Source organism: Rhodococcus jostii NBRC 16295, from assembly GCF_001894825.1.
Taxonomy (GTDB): Bacteria; Actinomycetota; Actinomycetes; order Mycobacteriales; family Mycobacteriaceae; genus Rhodococcus_F; species Rhodococcus_F jostii.
Map to the genome: position 1 here is coordinate 85,699 of NZ_BCWY01000029.1, position 19,813 is coordinate 105,511.

Annotated in this window: 19 protein-coding genes and 4 tRNA genes; 8 read left to right on the forward strand and 15 right to left on the reverse strand. The window is 67.0% G+C overall.

Annotation, left to right across the window (positions count from 1 at the left end; all coding sequences use genetic code 11):
* Positions 1-4: 4 nt before the first annotated feature.
* Positions 5-658 carry a TetR family transcriptional regulator gene (locus RJ1_RS19895; protein ID WP_073363017.1) on the reverse strand — a complete coding sequence of 218 codons (654 nt, stop codon included), beginning with the start codon at positions 656-658 and terminating at the stop codon, positions 5-7.
* A gap of 157 nt (positions 659-815) precedes the next feature.
* Here RJ1_RS19895 and RJ1_RS19900 point away from each other — a divergent pair, with 157 nt between their 5' ends.
* Complete coding sequence (locus tag RJ1_RS19900; protein ID WP_073363109.1) at positions 816-1,670, forward strand: alpha/beta fold hydrolase; 855 nt, start codon at positions 816-818, stop codon at positions 1,668-1,670.
* A 120-nt stretch (positions 1,671-1,790) separates the two neighbouring features.
* Here the strand turns inward: RJ1_RS19900 and RJ1_RS19905 are convergent.
* From RJ1_RS19905 to RJ1_RS19920, 4 genes are all read right to left on the reverse strand, one after another.
* Positions 1,791-1,867, reverse strand: a tRNA-Phe gene (locus tag RJ1_RS19905).
* A gap of 66 nt (positions 1,868-1,933) precedes the next feature.
* Positions 1,934-2,007, reverse strand: a tRNA-Asp gene (locus RJ1_RS19910).
* Positions 2,008-2,103: 96 nt separating this feature from the next.
* Positions 2,104-2,176: transfer RNA gene (locus tag RJ1_RS19915), tRNA-Glu, on the reverse strand.
* A gap of 98 nt (positions 2,177-2,274) precedes the next feature.
* Positions 2,275-2,931, reverse strand: coding sequence for a TetR family transcriptional regulator (locus tag RJ1_RS19920; protein WP_073363020.1), 657 nt, complete (start codon positions 2,929-2,931; stop codon positions 2,275-2,277).
* A 326-nt stretch (positions 2,932-3,257) separates the two neighbouring features.
* On the opposite strand from RJ1_RS19920, the gene RJ1_RS19925 reads away from it, so the two are divergent.
* Positions 3,258-3,330: transfer RNA gene (locus RJ1_RS19925), tRNA-Lys, on the forward strand.
* A 47-nt stretch (positions 3,331-3,377) separates the two neighbouring features.
* Here the strand turns inward: RJ1_RS19925 and RJ1_RS19930 are convergent.
* Positions 3,378-3,971, reverse strand: a complete 594-nt coding sequence (locus RJ1_RS19930) for a TetR/AcrR family transcriptional regulator (protein WP_073363023.1) — start codon at positions 3,969-3,971, stop codon at positions 3,378-3,380.
* Positions 3,972-4,092: 121 nt separating this feature from the next.
* Here RJ1_RS19930 and RJ1_RS19935 point away from each other — a divergent pair, with 121 nt between their 5' ends.
* Both RJ1_RS19935 and RJ1_RS19940 read left to right on the forward strand, forming a co-directional pair.
* Entirely contained in the window at positions 4,093-4,566 is a 474-nt protein-coding gene (locus RJ1_RS19935; RefSeq protein ID WP_073363025.1) for a DUF4334 domain-containing protein, read from the forward strand.
* Between the two features lie 64 nt (positions 4,567-4,630).
* Positions 4,631-5,719 carry an NAD(P)-dependent alcohol dehydrogenase gene (locus RJ1_RS19940; RefSeq protein ID WP_073363028.1) on the forward strand — a complete coding sequence of 363 codons (1,089 nt, stop codon included), beginning with the start codon at positions 4,631-4,633 and terminating at the stop codon, positions 5,717-5,719.
* Between the two features lie 4 nt (positions 5,720-5,723).
* Here the strand turns inward: RJ1_RS19940 and RJ1_RS19945 are convergent, their stop codons facing one another.
* The 3 genes from RJ1_RS19945 to RJ1_RS19955 form a co-directional block, all read right to left on the reverse strand.
* Positions 5,724-6,329, reverse strand: coding sequence for a hypothetical protein (locus RJ1_RS19945; RefSeq protein WP_073363031.1), 606 nt, complete (start codon positions 6,327-6,329; stop codon positions 5,724-5,726).
* The gene (locus RJ1_RS19950) at positions 6,326-6,715 is read right to left on the reverse strand and encodes an MmcQ/YjbR family DNA-binding protein (RefSeq protein ID WP_073363033.1); all 390 of its coding nucleotides are present in this window, start codon (positions 6,713-6,715) and stop codon (positions 6,326-6,328) included. The genes RJ1_RS19945 and RJ1_RS19950 overlap by 4 nt, the downstream gene beginning before the upstream one ends.
* Before the next feature lie 96 nt (positions 6,716-6,811).
* A complete protein-coding gene (locus RJ1_RS19955; protein ID WP_073363036.1) occupies positions 6,812-8,053 on the reverse strand; it encodes an MFS transporter in 1,242 nt (413 codons plus the stop codon).
* A gap of 428 nt (positions 8,054-8,481) precedes the next feature.
* On the opposite strand from RJ1_RS19955, the gene RJ1_RS19960 reads away from it, so the two are divergent.
* The 4 genes from RJ1_RS19960 (at position 8,482) to phoU (ending at position 13,625) form a co-directional block, all read left to right on the forward strand.
* A complete protein-coding gene (locus RJ1_RS19960) occupies positions 8,482-9,438 on the forward strand; it encodes an acyl-ACP desaturase (protein WP_073363039.1) in 957 nt (318 codons plus the stop codon).
* A gap of 80 nt (positions 9,439-9,518) precedes the next feature.
* Positions 9,519-10,661, forward strand: a complete 1,143-nt coding sequence (gene dusB / locus RJ1_RS19965; protein WP_073363042.1) for a tRNA dihydrouridine synthase DusB — start codon at positions 9,519-9,521, stop codon at positions 10,659-10,661.
* Between the two features lie 119 nt (positions 10,662-10,780).
* The gene (locus tag RJ1_RS19970; protein ID WP_073363044.1) at positions 10,781-12,844 is read left to right on the forward strand and encodes an LCP family protein; all 2,064 of its coding nucleotides are present in this window, start codon (positions 10,781-10,783) and stop codon (positions 12,842-12,844) included.
* A gap of 82 nt (positions 12,845-12,926) precedes the next feature.
* Positions 12,927-13,625, forward strand: a complete 699-nt coding sequence (gene phoU, locus RJ1_RS19975) for a phosphate signaling complex protein PhoU (protein WP_073363047.1) — start codon at positions 12,927-12,929, stop codon at positions 13,623-13,625.
* Positions 13,626-13,770: 145 nt separating this feature from the next.
* On the opposite strand, the gene pstB is transcribed toward phoU, so the two are convergent.
* The 6 genes from pstB to RJ1_RS20005 form a co-directional block, all read right to left on the reverse strand.
* Positions 13,771-14,547, reverse strand: coding sequence for a phosphate ABC transporter ATP-binding protein PstB (gene pstB / locus RJ1_RS19980; protein WP_073363050.1), 777 nt, complete (start codon positions 14,545-14,547; stop codon positions 13,771-13,773).
* 43 nt (positions 14,548-14,590) lie between these two features.
* Positions 14,591-15,499 (reverse strand): phosphate ABC transporter permease PstA, encoded by a 909-nt coding sequence (gene pstA / locus RJ1_RS19985; protein ID WP_073363053.1) that lies wholly within the window; start codon positions 15,497-15,499, stop codon positions 14,591-14,593.
* A gap of 3 nt (positions 15,500-15,502) precedes the next feature.
* Positions 15,503-16,576 (reverse strand): phosphate ABC transporter permease subunit PstC, encoded by a 1,074-nt coding sequence (gene pstC / locus RJ1_RS19990; protein ID WP_073363055.1) that lies wholly within the window; start codon positions 16,574-16,576, stop codon positions 15,503-15,505.
* A gap of 68 nt (positions 16,577-16,644) precedes the next feature.
* The gene (gene pstS, locus RJ1_RS19995) at positions 16,645-17,763 is read right to left on the reverse strand and encodes a phosphate ABC transporter substrate-binding protein PstS (RefSeq protein WP_073363058.1); all 1,119 of its coding nucleotides are present in this window, start codon (positions 17,761-17,763) and stop codon (positions 16,645-16,647) included.
* 215 nt (positions 17,764-17,978) lie between these two features.
* Positions 17,979-18,896 (reverse strand): mycothiol synthase, encoded by a 918-nt coding sequence (gene mshD, locus RJ1_RS20000; RefSeq protein WP_073363060.1) that lies wholly within the window; start codon positions 18,894-18,896, stop codon positions 17,979-17,981.
* Positions 18,893-19,651, reverse strand: a complete 759-nt coding sequence (locus RJ1_RS20005) for a winged helix-turn-helix transcriptional regulator (protein ID WP_073363063.1) — start codon at positions 19,649-19,651, stop codon at positions 18,893-18,895. The genes mshD and RJ1_RS20005 overlap by 4 nt, the downstream gene beginning before the upstream one ends.
* Positions 19,652-19,813 lie beyond the last annotated feature (162 nt).

Consider the following 19,813-nt stretch of genomic DNA (forward strand, 5'->3'; position numbering starts at 1 on the left):
CGGGCTAACCGCCGAGTCGCCGGAAGACGAGACGGACCGCCAGCCCGAGGTGGGCCATCACCTCGTCGACCGAGATCCGGCCCGCCACCCAGGACACCAGGCTCGACATCCAGACGTCGCCGATCACGCGGATGGCGTTCAACTGGTCGTCGGAGATCCGCTCCACCCCGATGGTCTTGGCGAACATCTCGGTCATCAGGGCGCCGAATGCGTCCAGTTCGGCCGACGCCGACGCGTCCGCGAACATGAATGCGCGGACCAGCGCCTCGTAGCGCGGCCGGTCCTTCTCGAGCACTTCCGTGTTCTTCCGGAGGACGAACAGGATCCGCTCGGACGGCGTGTCACCGGGGATCGCGACGTCCTCGAACCGGGACCGCATTCCCTCGAACACCATCAGCAGACCCATCACCAGCATGTGGTTCTTCGACGGGAAATAGCGGTACACGGTGCCCAGGGCGACCCCCGCCCGGTCGGCGATGGCCCGCATCTGCACGGCGTCGTACCCGCCCTCGGAGGCAAGTTCCATCGCCGCGGCGACGATCCGCTGGTAACGCTCCCGCTGCGGGGCCTTCGCCCCACGCGAGGGCAGCTGCCCGGTGCGAAGCAACGACAACAGTCCGTCGCGGCCCGCGGTCAGCGGCTCTTCAGCACTGCTCATGGACGTCAGCCTAGCGACAGCCACCTCGGCGTCGTCGGGCGACGGCACCGGTTCCGGTGGTCCCGACGTCCGGGATGCGCAGCGCTCCCGCGGATACACTGACCTCGACCGCCGGAGGCTGCCCGTGCCCAGAGTTCATGTCGGACCCGAGGACCGCGTGATCCGGCTGCGCGACGGCCGCCTGATGGGTTGTGCGGAATACGGCGACCCCGGTGGATTCCTCGTCGTCAACGCCCACGGCGGCCTCGCCGGGCGTCTCGACGTCGCGGCCGCCGACCGGAGTGCCCGCGACGCCGGAATCCGGCTCCTTTCCCCCGACCGTCCCGGGATCGGCCTGTCCGATCCCCAGCCGGGCCGGACGATCCTCGACTGGGCCCAGGACGTCGAAGACCTCGCGAATCACCTCGACGTCGACCGTTTCGGTGTCATGGGGTGGTCGATGGGCGGACAGTACGCACTCGCCGTGGGATCCGCCGCGGCGTCGCGTGTGACGAGTGCCGCGGTGATCGCCGGGGCTCTCCCCCTCACCGAACCGGGGGTGTTCGCGCAGCTTCCGGCCGGCGACCGCGTCTTCACCCGGCTGTCCCGGCACGCTCCGCTCGTCGCCCGGATCTGTTTTCGCGTCATGGGTGCCGTCGCACTGCACGCGCCGGTGCTGTTCCGGCGGCTCGGCGCCCGCGACCTGGGCGCCGCGGACGCCGCCGTACTCCGCGGCGAGCCCGTCCGGAACTTCTCACTGATGTCCGGGGAGGCGCTACGGACGGCACCCGGGATAGTCGAGGACTACCGCGCGTGGATGCGGCCGTGGGGGTTCGCGCCCGAGGATCTGACCGTGCCGGTAGACGTCTGGGGCGGAAGCGAAGACGAACTGGTGCCGACGCACTGGCCGCCCGAACTCGCCCGCCGAATCCCCGGCGCCACCCTGAACATCCGCACGGGTGGGCACTTCATGGCACACCTGCATTACGACGAGATCTTCGCCACCCTGCGTCGCCGCTCGGAGTCCGTCTGACCCGGGAGCCTGACCCCATGTGAGTGCGAATGTGTGCTCGGACACACATTCGCACTCACGTGGGGAACAACGAAAAAACTCCGCTGTCGACGTTCTCGACAACGGAGTTTCATTGAATCGTGGTGGCCAGGGCCGGGATCGAACCGGCGACCTTCCGCTTTTCAGGCGGACGCTCGTACCAACTGAGCTACCTGGCCGGACGGCACCCGAACCGAATGCCTATCGCACGGTGTTGCCAATACCGGGTATTGGCAACACACTTGCGACCCTGACGGGACTCGAACCCGCGACCTCCGCCGTGACAGGGCGGCGCGCTAACCAACTGCGCCACAGGGCCTTGCTTGTCCTGCTGTGCTTTACAAGTATAAAGCGATACTGCGTGTCACTTTTTACTGCCGTCGAACCATACCGCATGCTCGACACCGGTCAAACGTACCCCCTACGGGATTCGAACCCGCGCTACCGCCTTGAAAGGGCGGCGTCCTAGGCCGCTAGACGAAGGGGGCCCGTCGGATTTCTCCGAACCAGTACCTCAACGGCGTTCCGTTGGGAGCTTGGATAGCTTAGGACACGGATCGAGAATTTCCCAAATCGCCAGGTCAGACTACGAATCGGGCAGTTCTGAGCCCGAATCCGGCCATCCTTCCCTCGCAAAGCTCTCCAGCCATTCGGGTGACGCCATCGCGGTGAGGACCACTTCGAGCGATTCCGTGAACCGCTCGCCGAGGTCGCCCTCCAGCGCAGTCATGTCGGACATGTACCGCTGGCCGGCAAGCGACGCCGCCAGGACCCGGGTGAACTTCTCGGAGTCGGCGTCCGCGCGCAGCAGACCGTCGCGCTGAGCACGGACGGCGAACTCGTGCGCGGTCCGCCCCCAGACCTGCGAGCCGCCGGACTGTACGTCCGGATAGAACTCGGGTTCGACGATCAGCCGGAACTCCGCCCGGACGATGACACTCGAATGGAACAGCTTCGCGAGATCGAGAACGAAGCCGTGGAGGGCCTCGAAGGGCCCGATGTCCGTGCGACGCGTCCACCGGTCGGTCAGGGCAGAGAACTGCTCGATTCCGGACTGGAGGACTGCTCGGGCGAGTTCTTCCTTCGATTGGAAATGGAAGTACATCGCCCCTTTGGTGGCGTTCGAGCCTTCGAGAATCGTGTTGACCGACGCTGCCGCATAACCGCGCTTGGCGAACTCGATCGCGGCCGACTCCACCAGCGCAGCGCGAGTGCGTCGCGCACGCTCCTGTTGACGTGCCATTGCGGTGGATCCCTCTCCCAGATGTAGTAACCCCACTCTCTCGCCCTGCGAGGACGAGCCTGAAGCCATACATAACAGTATCCCCGTTTTGAAAAAACCGACACAGCAGTCTTCAAGTCAATAAAATGCGCGTAACAAACTTGAGGAACTTTATGGGTTCGATACCAGACCGCTGCCAAAAACACACCAAGTGGTATAATTTGGGTCGGCTCGGGTGCGCTGCAGGGGGTGCGCACCCGAGCCGACCCTTTTCACCTCCGCGCGGCGCGCCGTGTCGGGGGTGCTGTTTTCTCGGCCACAGTTCGCGCACTAGACTCTGGCCCCGCGCCCCTATAGCTCAGTTGGTAGAGCTACGGACTTTTAATCCGCAGGTCGTAGGTTCGAGCCCTACTGGGGGCACTCTCCCCTTACTCGGCACCATGCCGAGTAAGGGGAATGACCGTCCACTACCCGCCCGGCGCATCCTCCGCCGAAGGCATGCCGATCAGACGCCGAACCGCCTCGACTGCGGTCTGTCGTCGCTGTTCCACCGACCTTCCGCCGTCCCACTTCCGGCCGCCGCTGCCGGTGGTGGCGAGTGAGCGGGCGATGTCGGTGATCACGAGCAGCAGTTCGCCGGCGTTCCACGACGGATCGATGAACCCCTCCTGCTGCCCGCGGCGGATTTCGTCCGCCTTGGGCCGCAGCGTGCGGATCCGCGCATCACTGTCGGCGATCTCCTCGTGCATCTCCAGGTCGGCCCACTCCTGCAGTCGCGCGTTCTCCGGGTGCGCCACATAGTCGTCGAACAACCGGCCCGCGTACCCCGGCAGATCGTCCCCCCGCAACGCCGTCTGTTCCGTCGTCTCCGCAATCCATTGCTCGATGACGGCGGCGAACAGCGCCTCCTTGCTGTCGAAGTACGCGTACAAACGGTCCTTGCTCGCGCGGGCAGCCTCCGCGATTCGGTTGATCCGGGCCCCCGCGACTCCGTAGCGGGCGAACTCCTCCTTGGCCGCCGCGAGAATCCGGTCTCGCGTGGCTTCTCCCGCTGATCGCATGCCGACATCCTAAATTGCCCGTTGCCGAACCATCTGGTTCGGCGTAGCCTCCGAAGCCGCCGAACAGTTTGGTTCGGAAACCGCGTGACCTGCTTGTCAGCACCCGACCCGAGGACTGCCCATGGATATCGATCAGGCCCGCCGCACGTTCCACGCGCTTCGCGAGCGGGACAGCGGAGTCTCCCCCGACGACCTCGACTCCGTCTGGGCGGCGCTCGACACCGTCCGGGCCGAAGACATCCTCGGCAGCTGGAAGGGCGACGACTTCGCCACCGGGCATCGCCTGCACGAAAAGCTGTTCGCGAGCCGCTGGCACGGAAAGACGTTCGTCTCGCTCGAGGACGCCAAACCCCTGATCTGCCGCGACTCCGACGGCAACCTCTTTTCCGACGTCAAGAGCGGCAACGGCGAAGCCAGCCTGTGGAACATCGAATTCCGGGGCGAGGTCACCGCGACCATGGTCTACGACGGCGCACCCATCTTCGACCACTTCAAGAGGGTCGACGACGCCACCCTCATGGGCATCATGAACGGCAAGTCTGCACTGGTCCTCGACGAAGGCAGGCACTACTACTTCCTGCTCGAAAGGGACTGAGATCCGTACGACCGAGATCCGCCCGGTGTCAGAGCCTGGACGTCGCGAAACCCGGGGAACAGCAATGCAGATCACGGCAGCGGTCTCACGAGGCCCCGAGTCTCCGTTCACGCTGGAGACGGTCCGACTCGACGAACCTCGCGAGGACGAGGTTGTGGTGCGCATCGTCGCCACCGGCTTGTGCCACACCGATCTGTTCACCAAGGCGGCACTTCCCGGAGCCGTCGGCCCCGTCGTTCTCGGGCACGAGGGCGCCGGGGTCGTGGTGGACGTCGGATCCCGCGTGACCGGGGTGGCCCCCGGCGATCACGTGATCCTCAGCTACCGGCACTGCGGTGACTGCCGCCAGTGCCGCACCGCGGGTCCGGCGTACTGCGAGAACGCGCACCGGCTGAACAGTTCGGGCCGACGGACGGACGGGTCGGCCACCGTCACCCAGCACGGCGAACCCGTACGCGCCGCCTTCTTCGGCCAGTCCAGCTTCGCCGAGCACGTCCTCGCGACCGCCGACAACGTGGTCGTCGTCGACGAGTCCGTCGACCTGGCCGCCGCGGCTCCGCTCGGCTGCGGGTTCCAGACCGGTGCCGGTGCCGTGTTGAACGTGCTTCGACCGGACGGTGATTCGAGCGTGGTGGTGTTCGGCGCCGGGAGCGTCGGGTTCGCCGCGCTGCTCGCGGCGCGGTCGGTCGGCGTCGCAACGCTTCTCGCGGTCGATCCGGTGCCCGCACGGCGTGCACTCGCGGAGGAGTTCGGCGCGACGGCGATCGATCCGGGGACCCAGGACGTGGTCGCCGAGATCCGTGCCGCGACCGGTGGCGGTGCCACCCACACCCTCGACACGACGGGGAACTCGGTCGTTATCGGTCAGGCGCTGGCGTCCCTGCGGGCGCGGGGCAGCGCGGTCGTCGTCGGACTCGGCGCGCCCGAAGTGACCGTGAACGTTCAGGACCTGATGCTGAACGGCAAGACGCTCCGCGGCTGCGTCGAGGGCGATTCGACCGTGCAGCAGTTCATTCCGCAGTTGCTGGCGCTCCACGCGGAAGGAAAGTTCCCGTTCGACCGCCTCGTCACCCGGTATCGATTCGACGACATCAACCGTGCCGTCGCCGATCAGGCCGCGGGCACGGTGATCAAGCCCGTACTGGTGTGGTGAGGTCCTACGGAGTGGCAGGTGACGGTCCGGCGGGCGGCCCGTCGCCGCCCGCCTGCACGTCTTTCGTTTTCGCGTCTCTCCGCATCTCGGCGAGATCCTCACCGCGCTTGCGGTAGGTGAAGCTGACTCCGGCGACGCCGAGGAACAGCACCACCCCGATGATCGCGCCGGCGAGCGACCCACCGCGGAACCCGGGGGCGTCCACGTCCATGATCCGCTCCCCCGCATGCGCCGCGCTGTTGCCGCCGAGCACCACGCTGAGGGTCAGCAGGTTGGGAATCACCACCAGCACCCCGACGATCAGCAACACGATCTGCATCGGCTTGAAGCGGCGCCGGCGGAACAGCCGCCACGCCCAGCGGAACAGCAGCAGGGGCAGCAGGGTGCACACGGTGCCGAACAGCAGGCCCCACAGGATGCCGCCCGCGAAGCTGCCGTCGGCCAGTCCGCCGACGTTCTGAGCCCACGCCCGCGGAAGGTAGGCGGCGAGGATGAAGTAGGCGATGACCAGGACCACCAGAAGGACAGCCACGCCGATGGCCTTCTTGGCCCACGCCGGCAGCCCCGATTTCGCGGGTGTCGTGGTGGATGCGCTGTTCTCGGTCGTCATGACTGGTCTCCCTGCGTCGGCAACGGTTCTTCGTCCAGCACCTGCTCGGCCAGTCGCTTCGGGGCGACCAGCGTGTACGACGTCCTGATCCACTCACGCAACTGCTCCCACCGTGGCCCGTCCGCGTCCGTGACGTCCAGTGCAACCCAGCCGTGTCTACCGAGACCGTATCCCGCCGGCTCCGCGCCGGGTTCGGTGGCGACCACGGCTTCGGCCTCGCCGACGGTCAGCTTCACCGTCAGCCGGGTGGCCTCCACATCACTGAACACGAAGTTCTTCCCCCTCACCCGGAACGTCGGGTGCCCGTCCCATTGGGCGACGTCCACCCGCACGGCTTCGGGCAACTCGGCGACGATCTCTTCCAGGCGGCTCATGTTGTTGCCCATGTGACGATTGTCGGCAGCACCCCGACGTACCGCAACAGGCATAACGGACACCGGGGATTCACTGGGGTCGGAAGTCCGGGGGTGTCGACGCCGCCCTCAGTCGCCGTTCCGGCGGAACATGACGACGGACAACACGAGCGCGACCACCAGCAGCGCCCCGACGAACCCCGCGGTCCCCACCCAGCCTGCCGCCGCGTAGGCCACGCCTGCCGCGGCCCCGGCGACGCTGGAACCGAGGTAGTAGGCGAGCAGATACAGCGCGGACGCCTCCGCCCGATGCTGGGTGGCGAGCCTGCCGACCCATCCGCCGGCCACCGAGTGGGCACCGAAGAAACCACCCGTGAACAGCGCCATACCGAGAAGCACCAGCGGGAGCGAGTCGGCCACGGTGAGCGCGAGCCCGACCGCGGTCGTGCCCACCGCACCGAGAAGCACCCGGCGACGGCCGATCCGGTCGGACAGCGCGCCCGCCGCGGCCGAGGTGTAGGTGCCGGCCAGATAAAGCAGGAAGACCAGTCCGACAACACTTTCGGGAAGACCGAACGGCGCGGCGCTCAGCCGGAAGCCGAGGAAGTTGTAGACCGAGACGAATCCGCCCATCAGGATGAACCCGAGCGCGAACAACGTTCGCAACGCCGGATCACGCAGATGGGCAACCACGTTCGCGAGCACAGTTCTCGGGTCGACACGCTGCGGAGTGAAGAACCGCGACGCGGGCAGCGTGCGGATCATCACGACGGCGAACACCAGCGCCAGGACCGCCGACGCTTCCATCGCCCACCGCCACGAACCGACATCGACGACGGCCGACGGCACCAGTCGTCCGACGAGACCACCGATCGTCGTTCCCGCCACGTAGCGGCCCATCGCCGCACCGAGATCCTTCGGGTGCACCTCCTCGGCGAGGTACGCCATCGCCACCGCGGGTATCCCGGCGAGCGCGACGCCCTGGATCGCCCGGCCCGCGAGCAGCAACCCGATGTTCGGGCTCAGCGGCAGCAGCAGACCCACGATGCACGTCACCAGCGCGGACAGCACCATCACGCGGGTCCGCCCGTACCGCTCCGACATCACACTGGCCGGGACGATGGCGACCGCCAGCAGTCCGGTGGTGACCGACACGGACAGGGCGGACACGGCCGGGGACACGTGGAAGCCGTCCGCGTACGCGGGCAGCAGCGCCTGCGCCGAATACATGGAGATGAACGTCGTGAGGCCGGCCGCGAAGAGGGAGAGCGTGATGGTTCGGTAGCCGCGGGAGCCCCGTTCGTGCGGGCTCGGGGTGCCGGCCCGGACGGTCGCCGGGGCGGATGCGTCGCTGATCGAACCAGTGCTCATTCATTACCTCCGCTCATGAGCATGCTGCTCGGGGAAGCTGAGCGGAACCCGGGGTGGCGATGTTCACACCTGGGGTGAAACATTTTCCCAGCATATTGACAGCCTGATGAACGTGCTGCAGCGCAACCCCCGACACGGCTCGAGATATGCCGCGGAATCTGTGGAACTCGACAAAACTGTGATCGTCCACAACTGTCCGCGCGTCGCTGTGATGATCTCTCCCTGGGATGATTACGCTGGTCACCGCACACGAAACCACATCAGTACACTGTCATGTAACGGTTTGCCGCGTCGCGGCGACTCATCCCGGAAGGTCCATTACGGATCGGTAACTTAGACGGTTCCCGGGCCGCCGACGGCGTTTACCAACCTACTTACGGTGCCGTAGGCTGAACAAAGTCAAATTGAGCTACCTGGAGGCATTACACATGGCGAGGGATCTGACCCAACTCGAACTGCTGCAGGAGTTGTCGCCGGTTGCAGAAGAGAACGTCAACCGCCACCTCTCCATGGCCAAGGAATGGCATCCCCACGACTATGTTCCGTGGGACGAAGGACGCAACTTCGCCGCGATGGGCGGCATCGATTGGGACCCCGAGCAGTCGCAGCTCGACGAGGTCGCCAAGGCCGCGATGATCACCAACCTCCTCACCGAGGACAACCTGCCGTCGTACCACCGCGAGATCGCGGAGAACTTCTCGCAGGACGGCGCCTGGGGAACCTGGGTCGGCCGCTGGACCGCCGAGGAGAATCGTCACGGCATCGTGATGCGCGATTACCTCGTCGTGACCCGCGCCGTCGACCCCGTCCAGCTCGAGCAATTCCGCATGGAGCACATGACGAACGGCTTCGCCTCGCCCGCTGACGTCGACGCCGGCTTCCTCCACTCCGTCGCGTACGTCACGTTCCAGGAGCTCGCCACCCGCGTCAGCCACCGCAACACCGGTAAGGCGTGCAAGGAACCGATCGCCGACAAGATGCTGCAGCGCATCGCCGCCGACGAGAACCTGCACATGATCTTCTACCGCAACATGTGCGGTGCGGCCCTCGACCTCGCACCCGACCAGGCGCTCGAGGCCATCAACATGATCGTCCAGAACTTCCAGATGCCCGGCGCCGGCATGCCGAACTTCCGGCGCAACGGCGTGCTCATGGCCAAGCACGGCATCTACGACCTCCGCCAGCACCTCGAAGAGGTCGTGATGCCCGTTCTGCGCAAGTGGAACGTCTTCGAGCGAAACGACTTCACCGCGCGCGGCGAAGAGATCCGCGAGAGCCTCGGCAAGTTCCTCGAGAACCTCGAGGGCCAGGCCACCAAGTTCGAGGAGCAGCGCGACCGCATGCTGGCCCGCGAGGCCAAGAAGCGCGAGCAGAAGGCGTCGTAGCGCAAACAGTTATCCTGTGCCCGGTACCGGATTCGGTACCGGGCACAGTTTTGAATCCAGCACTTTCCCAGAGGTCGTCAATGTCATCCCTTCGAATCGGATCGCTCGAGCTGCGCAGTCCGGTGGTTCTGGCCCCCATGGCCGGCATCACCAACGTCGCGTTCCGCACGCTGTGCCGTGAGCTCGAGACGGAGCGCGCGGGCAGCACGTCCGGCCTGTACGTCTGTGAGATGGTGACGGCGCGTGCCCTGGTGGAGAGGCAACCCGCGACCCTGCACATGACGACGTTCGGCCCGACCGAGACACCGCGTTCGCTGCAGCTGTACACCGTCGATCCCGACACCACGTACGCGGCGGCCAAGATGATCGTGGACGAGAACATGGCCGATCACATCGACATGAACTTCGGCTGCCCGGTCCCCAAGGTCACCCGCAAGGGCGGCGGCGCCGCCCTGCCGTACAAGCGCACACTGTTCGGCCGGATCGTCGCGGCGGCGGTGAAGGCGACCGAGGGCACCGACGTCCCGGTGACCGTCAAGTTCCGCGTCGGCATCGACGCCGAGCACCACACGCATCTCGACGCGGGCCGGATCGCCGCCGGCGAGGGCGCCGCCGCGGTCGCGCTGCACGCGCGCACCGCCTCGCAGCGCTACTCCGGCACCGCCGACTGGAACGAGATCGCCCGCCTCAAGGAACATGTGACAGACGTGCCGGTCCTCGGAAACGGCGACATCTTCGCTGCCGAGGACGCGGCCCGCATGATGGAGCAGACCGGGTGCGACGGCGTCGTCGTCGGCCGCGGATGCCTCGGCCGGCCGTGGCTGTTCGCCGAGCTGAGCGCGGCGCTGAACGGAAACCCGCAGCCCACTCCCCCCACCCTCGGCGAGGTGGCCACCATCATCCGCCGGCATGCCGAACTGCTCGCCGATCACCACGGGGAGGACAAGGGTCTGCGTGAACTGCGCAAGCACGTGTCCTGGTACCTGCGGGGCTTCCCCGCCGGGTCGGAGCTGCGCGTCGCGATGGCCCTCGTGAGCACCCTCACCGAACTCGACGACCTCCTCGTCCAACTCGATCCCACCATCCCGTTCCCCAAGGACGCCGAGGGACCGCGCGGACGGCAGGGATCACCCGGCACGGTCGCGCTCCCCGAGGGCTGGCTCGACGACCCCGACGACTGCCTCGTGCCCACCGGCGCCGACCTCATGCATTCTGGTGGTTAGCGGCACGAACGCGCGTCACCTCGCTACATGTGCGGAGCCCAGGCGTTCGATAAGTACTATGGCTGGAATCCGTCGGGGCCGACGGAGGTCCGAGTCGGCGGAGAGGTCAGGTTGCATCGGTGGGTGATGATCACAGTTCGGACTCACCGACTCCCGAATCCCGGGCCCCCTGGGAGCGTCCTCTCGCGGACCGGAGCTACCGAGAAGCCCAGTCGGGACGACGGCGGCGGCTCCCGCAGCGACAGCCACCTCCCGAGCGCCGGCCTCCCGAACCTCCCGCGCCTCCCGAGCGCCGCGCACAGGTAGAACGCACCGAACCGTCCCGCCACGACAGCGGCCGGATCGGTCGTCGCGCCGCGGGCGGTCCCACCGAAGCCCTCTCCGTGGCAGACCTGGTAAAGAAGGTCTCCGGAGACGACCCGAGCAAACCGGATGAACCGAACAAGCCGGTCGACCCGAACAGACCGGACGATCCGGACAAGACGGAGACCATTCCCCCGATCGACGAGCGGCAGCCGCCGCCTCCCGGGGTTCCGCCACGCAAGACCACTGCCGCGCCTCCCCCGCCGGAGCCGCCGCCGAGCGCTCCCGAGCCCGAGTGGGTCGCGGATTCCGCCGAGACCACCGCCGCACCGCAGGTGGTCGGCAACCCGGGTGTCACCCGCCTGGCCCTGAGCAAGACCCGGAAACGGAAACGCCTCCGCGCGGCAGGACGCGCCGTCGTCGCCCTCGTGGCGGTGGTCGCGCTCGCCGGAACCGGCATCGTGTGGGGTTACCTCCGCTCAACCGAGGGCAAGTTCGACCAGATCGCGGCCCTCGACACCGAATCGACCGACATCGTCGACGCCGTCGGGCAGACCGGTGACGAGACCTATCTGATCGTCGGCACCGACACCCGCGCCGGTGCGAGCGGCGAGGTGGGTGCCGGCACCATCGACGATGCCGAGGGATCTCGCGCCGACACGGTCATGCTCGTCAACATCCCCGCCGACCGGAGCCGGGTGGTCGCGGTGTCGTTCCCCCGCGACCTCGACGTCGAGCGGCCGGTCTGTCAGGGCTGGGACAACGACAGTGGCACCTACACCGACGAGACCTTCCCCGCCGCAGACGGCGACAAACTGAACGCCACCTACGCGCTCGGCGGACCGAAATGCCTGGTGAAGGTGATCCAGAAGATGTCAGGCCTGAAGATCGGCCACTTCGTCGGCATGGACTTCGCCGGTTTCGAGTCGATGGTCAACGAGATCGGCGGCGTCCGGGTCTGCACCACGCAACCGCTCGAGGACGACGTGCTCGGCACCGTGCTGCCGCAGCCGGGCACCCAGATGCTCGACGGAAAGACGGCGCTGAACTTCGTCCGCGCCAGACACGTCGAGGCGGAGGGCAACGGCGACTACGGCCGCATCAACCGTCAGCAGAGATTCCTCTCCGCCCTGCTACGGGGTGCTCTGTCCAGTCAGGTGCTGCTCAATCCCGGCAAGCTGAACGGCTTCATCAACGCCTTCACCCGCGACACGTTCGTGGAGAACATCGACACGAAATCGCTGGTCACGCTCGGTCGCTCCCTGCAGAACGTCGACGCGGGCGCCGTCACGTTCCTGACGGTCCCCACCGCGGGCACCACCGAGTGGGGCAACGAGATTCCCCGCACCGACGACATCAAGGCCATCTTCCGCGCCATCATCGACGACGAAGCGCTGCCCGGCGAGAAGCGGGCGGAACCGCTGCCGTCGTCCGCCCCCGAACCGCAGGCCGCGCCCACACCGCCGTCGGTCCAGGCCGTCGACCCGTCCAGCGTCACCGTCCAGGTATCGAACGCATCGGGTGAGTCGGGCCTGGCCGCGACCGTCGCCGACTCACTGGCCGCCGAGGGTTTCCAGATCTACAACGTCGGCAACTACACGGGCACCAGCGGCGAGACCGTCATCCGGTTCTCACCCGGCCACGAGGCCGAGGCGGCCACCCTCGCCTCGTCGTTCCCGGGCGCAGTGCTCGAGTCGACCACCGGACTCGGGACCGTCGTCGAGGTAGCCCTCGGTTCGAGCTTCTCCGGCACCGTGCAGACGCCGAGTCCGATCGACACTCCGCTCGACATGTCGGACGTGCGGGTCGGCCAGCCGGAAGACGTGGAAATCCCCGCCGACCTGGCCGTGGTCAACGCAGGCGACACGTCCTGCGACTGAGCGTCCGATCAGCAGTGTCGTTCACCCCGCGTTCACCGTGTGATCGTGACTTGGTTTCCCGTGCACCGTAGGCTGTGACCTCATGCGCGTGGCTTACAACGAACAGATGACCGAGCTTGCCGACCTGCTCGGCGAGATGGCGGGGCTTGCGGGGGTCGCCATGGAGCGCGCCACCCAGTCGCTGCTCCAGGCCGACCTCTCCCTTGCCGAGCAGGTGATCGGCGAGCACGACAAGATCACCGAGCTCAGCACCATCTGCGAGGAGCGGGCCTTCGCCCTCCTCGCCCTACAGGCACCGGTCGCCGGCGACCTCCGCTCCGTCGTCAGCGGAATCCAGATCGTCGCCGACATCGACCGCATGGGGGCGCTGGCTCTCCACGTCGCCAAGATCGCGCGCCGCCGACATCCCAACCACGTGCTCCCCGAAGAGGTCAACGGGTACTTCGCCGAGATGGGACGCATCGCGGTCTCCATCGGCGCCGCTGCCCGCGAGGTTCTCGAGACCCGCGACCCCGAGCGGGCCGCCCGCCTCCGCGAGGAGGACGAGGCGATGGACGACCTCCACCGGCACCTGTTCACCGTCCTGATGGACCGCGAGTGGAAGCACGGTGTGGCCGCCGCGGTCGACGTCACCCTGCTCGGCCGGTTCTACGAGCGTTTCGCCGACCACGCCGTCGAGGTGGGCCGTCGTGTGATCTTCCTCGTCACCGGCAAGCTGCCCGACGACACCGACCACGCCGTGGCCGACGCTGACAGCCTCACCTCGTACCCGGAGCAGTAGACTCCCACAACCCTTTTCGCGCGAACGGGACGCTCGTACGGACTGACCGTACGGGCGTCCCGTTCGTTCAGCCGAGGTTCACAGTCCGCAGACACGACAACGCCCCGACCGAAGATCCGGCCGGGGCGTTGTCGTGTGCGTTGCTCTATCCGAAGCGGCCCGAGATGTAGTCCTCGGTGGCCTTCTGCGTCGGGTTGGAGAAGATCTTCTCCGTGTCGTCGATCTCGACGAGACGTCCCGGCTTTCCGGTGGCCTCGAGGTTGAAGAACGCGGTCTGGTCACTCACACGCGCCGCCTGCTGCATGTTGTGGGTGACGATCACGATGGTGAAGTCCTTCTTCAGCTCCGTGATGAGGTCCTCGATCGCGAGGGTCGAGATCGGGTCGAGCGCCGAGCAGGGCTCGTCCATCAGCAGGACGTCGGGCGAGACGGCGATGGCCCGCGCGATGCACAGACGCTGCTGCTGACCGCCGGAGAGTCCGCCGCCCGGCTTGTCGAGACGGTCCTTGACCTCGTTCCACAGGTTGGCGCCGCGCAGGGACCGCTCCGCCACCTCGTCGAGACGCTTCTTGCTGCGCTCGCCCTGCAGCTTGAGTCCGGCCACCACGTTGTCCTTGATCGACATCGTCGGGAACGGGTTGGGCCGCTGGAACACCATGCCGATCGTCTTGCGAACGCCGACCGGGTCGATGCCCGAACCGTAGATGTCCTCACCGTCGAGCAGGATCGAACCCTCCACGCTCGCACCGGGAGTCACCTCGTGCATGCGGTTCAGCGAGCGCAGCACGGTCGACTTGCCGCAACCGGACGGACCGATGAAGGCAGTCACGTTCCGCGGGGGGACGGACAGCCCGACATCGGCGACGGCGTGGAATTTGCCGTAGTAGATGTTGACGTCCTTGAGATCCAGACGCTTGGCCATTACCGGCTCCCTACTGATTGGTGTTCGAGATCGAGTGGATGAATCACTTGCTGCGGACCTGTGAGAAGTGCCCGATGACCTTGGCCGCGACGTTGAGGATGGCGATGAGGAGGATCAGCGTCAGCGCCGCACCCCAGATGCGGTTGGTGCCGGCATCGGTCGGGTTGTTCATCTCGGCGACCATGACGCCGGGCAGCGTGCCCATCTCGCCACCGAACAGGTTGAAGTTGATGAAGGGTGCATAACCCACGAGGATCAGCAGCGGTGCGGTCTCGCCCATCACCCGCGCCAGGGCCAGCATGACGCCGGTGATGATGCCCGGAAGCGCGGTGGGCAGCACGATCTTGGCGATCGTCTTCCACTTGGGAACACCCAGCGCGTACGACGCCTCACGCAGGTCCTGCGGAACGATGCGGAGCATCTCCTCCGTGCTGCGGACCACGACGGGCACCATCAGCAGCACGAGGGCGAGCGCCACGGCGAATCCAGACTTGGGGAAGCCGAACGTCGCGATCCAGAGGGCGTAGATGAACAGGGCGGCCACGATCGACGGGACACCGCTGAGGATGTCGACCATGAAGGTGGTCAGCTTCGCCAGCCGCGACTTCCGGTCGGCGTACTCGACGAGATAGATCGCGACGAACAGTCCGAGCGGAATGGACAGCACCGCGCAGACGAGGCCCTGCAGGATCGTGCCGATCAGCGCGTGATAGATACCGCCGCCCTCGGCCGAGGACGTGAGTCCGCTGAGTGAGTGGGTGAACCAGGTGGCCGACGTCAGGGCGGGAAGTCCCTTGATGACGGCGGTGACCAGGACCCACACCAGTGGGATCAGCGCGACGAGCACTGCCAGCGTCACCAGGACGGTGGCCGTGAGGTCGGTGATGCGTCGGCGGGTGCCGACCCCCTGGAAGGTGGGGGCCTTGACCGGCTTGTCGAGGGTCGCGGTCATGGGTCAGTCCTTCTTTCCTGCGATCACGGCGCGGGCTGCGGCGTTCACGACGAAGGTGAGCACGAAGAGCACCAGGCCTGCGGCGATGTAGGCGCCGGCCTGAATGTTGTTGTTGAACTCCGCGTAGCCGAGGGCGATCTTGGACGCGATGGTCGCGCCGCCGTCGAACAGCGACCAGCCGAAGGGCTGCGACGTGGTGCGCAGGATCAGGTACAGCGCCATGGTCTCACCGAGGGCGCGACCCAGGCCGAGCATCGATCCGCTGATGTAGCCGGACTTGCCGAACGGAATGATCGTGGTGCGCACGACCTCCCACCGCGTGGCGCCCAGCGCGAGGGCCGCCTCGATGTGGGTCGTCGGTGTCTGGACGAACACTTCGCGTGTCACGGCGGTGATGACGGGAAGGATCATGACGGCGAGGACGATGCCCGCGGTGAAGATGGTGCCGCCGCCGGTGATCGAACCGCTGCCCGTAGCGAACAGCGGGAACCAGCCGAGCTTTTCGTTGAGCCACACGGCGATAGGCTGGATTGCCGGTGCGAACACCAGCAGGCCCCAGAGGCCGTAGACGATGGACGGCACCGCGGCGAGCAGGTCGATGACGTATGCCAGTGGGCGCTTGAGCCAGTTCGGCGAGTACTCGGTGAGGAAGATCGCGATGCCCAGGGCAACCGGCATCGCGAGCACGAGCGCGAACAGCGACACCAGAACCGTGACCTGGAAGAGGTCGAGCACACCGAACGCCATCGCGTTGATGTTCTGCGTCACCCATTCGCGGCTGGTGAGGAAGTTGACCTGGTTCCTGCTCAGCGCGGGAACCGCACGCCAGATGAGGAAGATGCCGATCGCGGCGATGAGGATGGAGATGAAGATCGCCGACGTGGTCGCGAGGGTCTTGAAGATCCGGTCGCCGGGCCTCGCGACGGCCTTGCCACGGGGTACACCCGTCGGGGTCGGAGTGTCGGCCTTGGTGGTACTCAACTCGGCCTCCGGGGTGCCGTTCGGACCGCCCACCCCGGCCCCGCCGGAAGCGGAGCCGGAGGCGCGAGGTGCTGATTCGGTGTGCGCTTCACTCATCTGCGCTCGCAATCTTTCATTCTCAGAATATCGAGTCATGGGCGGGTCCGAACGACTTACCGTGTGAATCAGCCGATTGCGGCGACCGACGCGTTCAGCTTCTCCTTCATGGAGTCGGGCAGCGGCACGTAACCCTGCTCCGCCAGGTTGCTCTGGCCCTCGTTGGCGGCGCTGGTCAGGAACGACTTGACGGCGGCGGAGGTGTCGGCGTCATAACCCTTCGAGCACACGATCTCGTAGGTGGCGAGCACCAGCGGGTAGGCGCCGGCTTCCTTGGTGCCGAAGATCGAGGCGAGGTCGAGCGTCAGGTCGCCCACGCCCGAACCCTTGAACTGCGCACCCTCGATGGCCTTCGCTGCCGACTCGTCGGACAGCGCGACGGGGCCCGAGCCGGTGTCGATCTGCGCGGCCGACAGCTTGTTCTGGTCGGCGTAGGACTTCTCGACGTAGGTGATCGAGCCGGGGGCGGAGGCCACTGCCTGCGCGACGCCGGCCGAACCCTTGGCGCCCTCACCGATGCCGCCGGTGAAGTCGGAGCCGGCACCGGTGGTCCAGGCACCGTTGGAGGCGGCCGTGAGGTACTGCTGGAAGTTGTCGGTGGTTCCCGAGGAATCCGAGCGGATGATCGCGGTGATGTCCTGGTCCGGCAGGGTGGCGCCCGGGTTGAGGGCGGCGATGGCCGGGTCGTTCCACTTCTTGATGGTGCCGTTGAAGATCTTGGCGGTCACTTCGCCGTTCAGCACAAGGTCGTCGACGCCGTCGAGGTTGTAGGCGACCGCGACGGGTCCGAAGACGAGGGGAAGGTTCCACGCCTCGCCACCGACGCAGCGGGCCTTGGCCTGCTCGGCCTGCTCGGCCTTGATCGCCGAGTCGGAACCGGCGAAGTCGATCTGGCCAGCGATGAACTGGGTACGTCCGTCACCGGAACCGCTGGGGTTGTACGCCAGGTTGACGGTCTTGCCCTTTTCCTGGCAGACGGAGATGTAGGTGGAGACGAACTGGTCCATGGCGTTCTTCTGGGCCGAGGAACCGGCCGAGGAGAGGTTCGCCTTGCCCTCGCACGTCGCGGTCGACGCTGCTGCGTCGACGCCGCTCGACGCCGCGTTGTTGTCGCTGCCACACGCGGCCAAGGTCATGGCACCCAGGGCCACTGCACCGAGCAGGGCGCCACTGCGCTTGAGATTCACCTAGTCCTCCGGAAATACCGTCTCGCCCACGATCGGGCGGCGACATGAGGCGCGGATTTCTCGAATCCTGCACCGGGCAACACGGCGCTGCCCACGGAGAAACCTAGGGGTAGCTAATGTCCAGTTGGACCACGATCGGTGAACGGAAAGTGAACAGACCGAGCATTTGCCCATATTTCCCAGACGAACGGCGGGTGCCGCAGTAGAGGAGTGCCTCAGGCTCGCGCGTACGCGACGTCCGTGTGGAACCGCTCGAACCCGAGCCGGTCGTAGGTGTGCAGCGCCGACGCGTTGTCTCCCTCGACGTACAACAGCACCGCACCGAGCCCACGGTCGCGCAGGTAGTGCAGCCCGGCGAGCGTCAGCAACCGGCCGAGGCCACGTCCCTGGGCGTCGGGGCCGATCGCGACCACGTAGACCTCACCGATGGCGGGCTCGTCGCCCTGCTTCGGGTGCACTTTGGTCCAGTGGAACCCGAGCAGTCGGTTCTCGTCCGACGCGGCGAACGCCATGAACAGTCCGGCCGGGTCGAACCAGGCCTCCGCACGACGTTCGGCCACGTCACGTTCGGTCCACGACCCCTGCTCGGGATGCCACGCGAAGGCGGCAGCGTTGACCCGCAGCACCTCGGGATCGTCCTCGACGCCGCGGTAGACGCGGAGCGAAACATCTTCCGGCACAACGAGTTCCGGGAGGTCCGTGCCCGCAAGTGGACGTCGGAGTTGCAGCAGCTCGCGCGCACCGGTCAGGCCGAGCCGCCGCGCCACCGCCTGCGCCGCAGGCAGGTTGCCGTGCGCCCACACCCGTGCATCCGGACCCCCCTCGGACAGGACCTCGGTGACCAGCCGGCCACCGATTCCCCGGCCACGCGCCTCGGGATCGACCGCGAGTTCGGCCATCGCCGGATGGTCGCCGTGGCCCGGGTGCAACTGCGCGTACCCGACGATCCGATCGGCGTCGGTCTCCACGAGGTGCCGCACACCGACGCCGCCGGCACCGGACACGGCATGCACGCCCTGCTCCGACACGGGCGCGGTTCCGTCCGCTGCCGTCGCGCGCTCCAACAGGGCCGACACGTCCGCGGCCTGCTTGCCGTCGAGTCGATCTGTCCAGGACTGCACGGAAGCACTCACGGGAACGCCTGCCCGTCGGCGGATTCGAAGTCCGCGTCGTCGGCATCCAGGTCGTCGACGGGCGCCACGGGCGCTCCCGACTTGCTGCGGGTGGGACGGACGGCCTTGTAGCCGACGTTGCGGACTGTACCGATCAAGGATTCGTACTCGCTGCCCAGCTTCGCCCGCAGACGACGCACGTGGACGTCGACCGTGCGGGTGCCACCGAAGAAGTCGTATCCCCACACCTCCTGCAGCAACTGCGCGCGGGTGAAGACGCGACCCGCGTGCTGCGCCAGGTACTTGAGGAGTTCGAACTCCTTGTAGGTGAGGTCGAGCGGACGGCCGCGCAGGCGAGCCGTGTACGTACCCTCGTCGATGACGAGCTCGCCGAGCGTGATCTTGCCCGAGGCCTCCGGGCTCGCGACGCCTCCGGTGCGTCCGACCAGCAGTCGGAGGCGGGCGTCCACCTCGGCGGGGCCGGTGCCCGGGAGCAGGATGTCGTCGAGGCCCCAGTCGGAGTTGACCGCCACCAGGCCGCCCTCGGTGAGCACTGCCACCACGGGAACCGCCGAACCAGTGCTGCCCAGCAACCTGCAGAGGCCGCGCGCCGCCGCGAGATCGGTGCGCGCATCCACCAGCGCGATGTCGGCAGAGCTCGCTTCCAGGAGAGAGGACACCTCCGTCGGGGCAGGCCGCACCGAATGCGCCAGCAGGGCGAGGGCAGGCAGCACTGCCTCGGGGTTGGGGTCGGAGGTAAGAAGCAGTAGCTCCACACAGCCTCCCATCTCGTCGCCGTCGTACCCGACCGGCCGACGGATCGTTCATCCGCCGGTCCAGGTAGATCGACACTGAAGGTATCGACACTTTTGTCGGTGACAGAGTAGCGCGCCGCCGTCGGCGTCCGTTGCACCGAACCCCCGACAACCGGCGACGAG

Bases quoted from the DNA above. Each gene is read 5' to 3' on its own strand.
- RJ1_RS19895 (WP_073363017.1), bottom strand. From the start codon at position 658: ATGAGCAGTGCTGAAGAGCCGCTGACCGCGGGCCGCGACGGACTGTTG.
- RJ1_RS19920 (WP_073363020.1), bottom strand. From the start codon at position 2,931: ATGGCACGTCAACAGGAGCGTGCGCGACGCACTCGCGCTGCGCTGGTG.
- RJ1_RS19930 (WP_073363023.1), bottom strand. From the start codon at position 3,971: ATGCGATCAGCGGGAGAAGCCACGCGAGACCGGATTCTCGCGGCGGCC.
- RJ1_RS19935 (WP_073363025.1), top strand. From the start codon at position 4,093: ATGGATATCGATCAGGCCCGCCGCACGTTCCACGCGCTTCGCGAGCGG.
- RJ1_RS19940 (WP_073363028.1), top strand. From the start codon at position 4,631: ATGCAGATCACGGCAGCGGTCTCACGAGGCCCCGAGTCTCCGTTCACG.
- RJ1_RS19945 (WP_073363031.1), bottom strand. From the start codon at position 6,329: ATGACGACCGAGAACAGCGCATCCACCACGACACCCGCGAAATCGGGG.
- RJ1_RS19950 (WP_073363033.1), bottom strand. From the start codon at position 6,715: ATGGGCAACAACATGAGCCGCCTGGAAGAGATCGTCGCCGAGTTGCCC.
- RJ1_RS19955 (WP_073363036.1), bottom strand. From the start codon at position 8,053: ATGAGCACTGGTTCGATCAGCGACGCATCCGCCCCGGCGACCGTCCGG.
- RJ1_RS19960 (WP_073363039.1), top strand. From the start codon at position 8,482: ATGGCGAGGGATCTGACCCAACTCGAACTGCTGCAGGAGTTGTCGCCG.
- dusB (WP_073363042.1), top strand. From the start codon at position 9,519: ATGTCATCCCTTCGAATCGGATCGCTCGAGCTGCGCAGTCCGGTGGTT.
- phoU (WP_073363047.1), top strand. From the start codon at position 12,927: ATGCGCGTGGCTTACAACGAACAGATGACCGAGCTTGCCGACCTGCTC.
- pstB (WP_073363050.1), bottom strand. From the start codon at position 14,547: ATGGCCAAGCGTCTGGATCTCAAGGACGTCAACATCTACTACGGCAAA.
- pstA (WP_073363053.1), bottom strand. From the start codon at position 15,499: ATGACCGCGACCCTCGACAAGCCGGTCAAGGCCCCCACCTTCCAGGGG.
- pstC (WP_073363055.1), bottom strand. From the start codon at position 16,576: ATGAGTGAAGCGCACACCGAATCAGCACCTCGCGCCTCCGGCTCCGCT.